The sequence below is a fragment of the Streptomyces solincola genome (assembly GCF_002982015.1).
In the GTDB taxonomy this organism is placed as follows: Bacteria; Actinomycetota; Actinomycetes; order Streptomycetales; family Streptomycetaceae; genus Streptomyces; species Streptomyces solincola.
This window is the reverse complement of record NZ_PVLV01000238.1, coordinates 1-4,555: the sequence shown is the minus strand read 5'-3', so window position 1 is coordinate 4,555 and position 4,555 is coordinate 1. Positions and strand designations below refer to the sequence as shown.

At 70.1% G+C, this 4,555-nt stretch carries 2 protein-coding genes; both read left to right on the top strand.

Annotation, left to right across the window (positions count from 1 at the left end; translation table 11 throughout):
• Positions 1–838: 838 nt before the first annotated feature.
• Entirely contained in the window at positions 839–3,274 is a 2,436-nt protein-coding gene (locus tag C6N75_RS16585; protein ID WP_258177451.1) for a UvrD-helicase domain-containing protein, read from the top strand.
• 101 nt (positions 3,275–3,375) lie between these two features.
• Positions 3,376–4,365: an alpha/beta fold hydrolase gene (locus C6N75_RS16580; protein ID WP_105869686.1), complete on the top strand. Its 990-nt coding sequence runs from the start codon at positions 3,376–3,378 to the stop codon at positions 4,363–4,365.
• Positions 4,366–4,555 lie beyond the last annotated feature (190 nt).

Here is a 4,555-nt window from a genome sequence, read left to right as displayed (position 1 = left end):
GACAACGAACGGTGCCCGCAAGCGGGCACCACAGCTTGCCTCCGCTACGCTCCGGCAAGCCGGCTCCGCTGACGCTACGCCACACAAAACCAACCCCCTTCCCGGCAAGCCGGAAAGGGGGGGCCCTCCGCTGCGCTCCGGGCGACCCACCCCACTCACGTCACACGTAAAGCGAGGGCAACAACCCCTCCGCCACCAAAAACCCGCTCCGCTGACGCTCCGCCAACCACACGACACCCCACGGGTGGGTGGGCGGGGGCGCAGGGGCAATCCCATCAGAAAACACCCAACCGTCGAAACCCACCTCCCGAACCGAGGACAGCATGCACACTCATCCTGCGCTGCAGTACAGGCAAGCCGGCTCCGCTGACGCTACGCCGGGAACAGTCCGATGCGCGCTTACGGGCATCCCTCGCTACGGCCAAAAGCGGGTGGGTGAGACCTTCACGGCCTGCCAATGAAGAACGCTGCGCCTCGCCTCCCCGGTCTTACTGGTACGCACCACCGCATACAAACCTTCACAGCAAATTTGGCTCATGATGCACTGTGCCGGCAATGGGATTCGGGTGGGGAGCAGCGCCACTGGATTCATGGGATGCCGTGCAGGTCAGGGGGCCGGCAGCAGGGTGCGTGCCGTGGAGTGGGGCTCTGAGGGGTGGCGATTCGCATGCTTTATCGGTACGCGTACGAGTGTCCACGGAACGGACGGGAGGTGTCAGTGCTGGTTGTGATGCTGCTAGTGGCGCACTAATGCCGGCACTACGGGGACAGGACCTACCAGTAAAGGCTTGGAAAGCCTCGTAGTGACAAGGAGGCAACGAGAAGGGGGCAGTGACAGATGACGGGAGAGGCGAAGGCGACGCCTGAGCAGGAGGCAGCCCGCGAGGCGTTCACCGCGGGCGAGGACTTGGCCGTCGTGGCCGGGGCCGGCACGGGCAAGACCTCGACGCTGGTGATGATGGGAGCCGCGACACCTCGGCACGGTCTGTACGTGGCGTTCAACAAGCCGATCGCGCAGGAAGCCGAACGGCGCTTCCCAAGCAACGTACGGTGCTCCACCTCGCATGCCTTGGCGCGCCGCTGGCTTCAGCGGCCGTTCCTGGACCGACTGAACGCCTCCGGGCACATGCCTCTCAGGCACACCGCGCGGCTGCTGGGACTGGATCACGACCTGGCAGTGGGGACCAGGAGACTGAGGGCGACCACGCAGGCGAGGCTGGTGACGGAGATGATCCGGCGGTTCTGCTATAGCACTGACCAGGAGGTGGCTGCGCGGCACTTGGGACCGGTCAACGGGCTGGACGAGCACGGTGCGCAGTACCTGGCGCAGGTGCTGCTGCCTCGGGCGCGATGGGCATGGGACGACCTCCGATCGCCTGGAGGGCGGATGCCGTTCCAGCATGACCACTACCTGAAGATGTGGGCGTTGACACGGCCGCGCCTGGCAGCGGACTTCGTGCTGTTGGACGAGGCGCAGGACACCAACCCCGTGCTGGAGGAGATCTTCCTGGCACAGGACGCGCAGCGGGTGTGCGTAGGAGACCCGGCCCAGCAACTCTATGAGTGGCGGCACGCCAAGGACATCATGACCGGATTCCCCGGTCGGCAGCTTCAGTTGACGCAGTCCTTCCGGTTCGGGCCGGCGATTGCGCAGGTGGCCAATCGGTGGCTCCAGGCGGCGTTCTCGACGATGCGCTTGAGCGGGCACGCGGGCGGGCCCTCGGGGCTGGGGCGCTTGGAGGTGCCGGACGCGGTGTTGTGCCGGGGCAACGCCGACGCACTCGCCGAGGTACTGCGCTTCTTGGAGGAGAGGGTGCCGGTGGCGTTGGTCGGGGGCGGAGGGCCTTTGCTGTCGATCGCGAAGGCGGCCATCGACCTGCAGGCGGGGCGGCGTACGTCGCACCATGAGCTGGTGCTCTTCTCCTCCTGGGGCGAGGTGCAGGAGTACGCTGCGCAGGACGCCGCCGCGGCAGGGTTGCGGGCGATCGTGGACCTGGTCGACGCCTATGGGCCGCGGCAGATCATCGCAGCGGTGCAGCAGATGACCTCCGAGGACCAGGCACGGGTCGTGGTCTCCACCGTGCACAAGGCCAAGGGCCGCGAGTGGAACCGGGTGCGCGTCGGGGAAGGCTTCAACCCGTCGGTCTCGGAGCCGGGCTCGACGAGGACAGGGGTACGGGCTGCGGAGGCGCGGCTGGTCTACGTGGCAGTGACCCGCGCGCGGGAGCTGCTGGACGTCGAGGGGCTCTCCGTGATCGAGACCCGCCGCGTCGGAGCTTCCTCTGCCGGCTCGACGCATACGGCGGAGGGGGTCGAGATGGCCGCGCTGTCGCTGACGGGCCAGCTTGAGTACGCGCGCTCGCCGTTGTCGACGTTCATGACCCGGCACCTGCCCCACGTGCGGCGGGTAGTGGACCAGTACCTCAAGCGCGTACGGGATCTACCGCCCGCGGTCCAGCCGATGGACGAGCGCCGCCCGCATTACGCGGCGCTGGGACGCACCATCGACTACCGGCTGCGGCTGGCCCTGGGCCACGGGCCGGGCGACGCGGTCGCCGCCGGGGTGGCGTTGATCGGCAGCGCCGTGCCTTTGACCGGCGCCCCCAGCCCTCAAGTACGTCAGGCCCTGGCCACCGCGGGCCAGCAGCTCCTGGCCCGCCTCCAAGCTCATCGGGAGGGCTCCAGGCGCCTGGGCGAGGGGGAACTGACCCAGCTGAGCCATGTGGCCGGCTTCTTCGAAGCCCTCTACCGTCAGGGCACCTTCGCCAGGACCCGCAACCTACTCGCGCAAGCCGACGCGGCCACCCTCCTGGACGATCTGCTCGCGGCGGTGCCTGCATATGTGATCGCGGACATCTCCGAGCAGATGGCGCTTGCCGAGCAGGCCCTCGCACCGGCGCTGCGACTGCCGCCCGAGCAGCGGGTATGCGGGCCTACCTTCGCTGGTAGCACCGACCTGGGCGGGGCCGACGCGGACTTCATCCTGGGCGGACTGCTCATCGACTGCAAGGCGACGACCCGGCCCTACGCGCTCAAGCCCCCGGCTCTCTACCAACTGGCCGTGGAGTGTGCCGGACTTTCTGGACGGCCTGGGCGCGCGTGCTCCGGTGACCGGGCTGCGAACGCTGCTCAGAGAGCATCTGCGGAAACGGAAGTGAACGGGGCCCCATCAATCCTGCCGGGTCCGCCGGTGGCGGCCGGTGCCCGCCGGTGCCTTTGGCCGGGCTGGTGGGGGCCGGGCCGGGCGCAGGCTGGGGGGGTGGTCTGGCTCTGAGCTGGGAGCTTGCTGGAATGGCAACGCTGATCGCGCTGGGGGGCCGCCGTGCGCATGATCGACGGGTATGCGCCAGTCGTCCGTGAGCCGAGGAGAAGTCCATGCAGCCTGAGCCGACCGCCGAGCTCCGCCATCGCACCGTCGAGGCCCCGGCCGGGCGCCTGCACCTGGTCGAGCAGGGCACCGGTCCGCTGGTCCTGCTCGTGCACGGCTTTCCCGAGTTCTGGTACTCCTGGCGCCACCAGCTCCCGGCCCTCGCCGCAGCCGGCTACCGGGCGGCGGCGATCGATGTGCGTGGCTACGGCCGCTCCTCCAGGCCGGAGGCGACCGAGGCCTACCGGATGCTCGACTTGGTGGAGGACAACGTCGCCGTCGTGCGCGCCCTCGGCGAGGAGAGCGCGGTGATCGTCGGCCACGACTGGGGCTCCAACATCGCCGCCGCCTCCGCTCTGCTGCACCCCGAGGCCTTCCGCGCCGTCGGATTGCTGAGTGTCCCGTACGCGCCGCCCGGTGGTCCCCGCCCCACCGACGTCTTCGGCCGGGTCGGCGGCCCCGAGCAGGAGTTCTACGTCTCCTACTTCCAGGAGCCCGGCCGCGCCGAGGCGGAGATCGAGCCCGACGTCCGGGGTTGGCTCGCGGGCTTCTACGCAGCCCTGTCCGGCGACACCATGCCGGCCGGGGGCGAGCCCGATCCGCACTTCGTCACCCGCGGCGGCGGCCGGCTGCGCGACCGCTTTCCGGCAGGGGTTCTCCCGGCCTGGTTGAGCGAGGACGACCTGGATGTCTACGCGGGGGAGTTCGAGCGCACCGGCCTGACCGGCGCCCTCAACCGCTACCGCAACATGGACCGCGACTGGGAGGACCTCGCCCGCCACCGCGGAGCTCCGATCACACAGCCGTCCCTGTTCGCCGGCGGCGCACTGGACGCTTCCACCACCTGGATGGCGGACGCCATCGACGCCTACCCCACCACCCTGCCCGCCCTGTCCGCCTCCCATCTCCTGGATGGCTGCGGCCACTGGATCCAGCAGGAGCGCCCTCAGGAGGTCAACAGCCTGCTGACCGGCTGGCTCGCCGGCCTCCAGGACTGAACCGGGCGGGCTGTCCGCGCGGCTCGGGGCGTTTCGGGTATGGCGGTCCGCTTGGTGATGCCGGCCTCAGAACCAACGGGGGGGGGAGCGGTCGTGTCCTCGCAGCAGGCGGGGGGGCAGGGGGTGGGCCAGGGCCCGGGCGGCGGCGGGCCCGGCGGGGGGGGGGGGGGAGGGGGGGGGGGGGGGGGGG